The sequence below is a fragment of the Bacillus cereus group sp. BfR-BA-01347 genome (assembly GCF_022663835.1).
GTDB lineage: Bacteria > Bacillota > Bacilli > Bacillales > Bacillaceae_G > Bacillus_A > Bacillus_A thuringiensis_K.
The window spans coordinates 1-235 of sequence record NZ_JAKUGG010000097.1; the positions used below are offsets into that span (position 1 = coordinate 1).

Genomic DNA, 235 nt, shown 5'->3' on the forward strand with positions numbered 1-235 from the left:
CCTTTTTGGAGCCAGCCGCCTAAGGTGGGACAGATGATTGGGGTGAAGTCGTAACAAGGTAGCCGTATCGGAAGGTGCGGCTGGATCACCTCCTTTCTATGGAGAATTGATGAACGCTGTTCATCAATAAAGTTTCCGTGTTTCGTTTTGTTCAGTTTTGAGAGAACTATCTCTCATATATAAATGTATGTTCTTTGAAAACTAGATAACAGTGTAGCTCATATTTTTTAATTTT

Annotated in this window: 1 rRNA gene; it reads left to right on the top strand. The window is 40.0% G+C overall.

The features are described from left to right. Positions 1–96: ribosomal RNA gene (locus MR143_RS32825) — 16S ribosomal RNA — on the top strand; the annotation flags it as partial. Positions 97–235 lie beyond the last annotated feature (139 nt).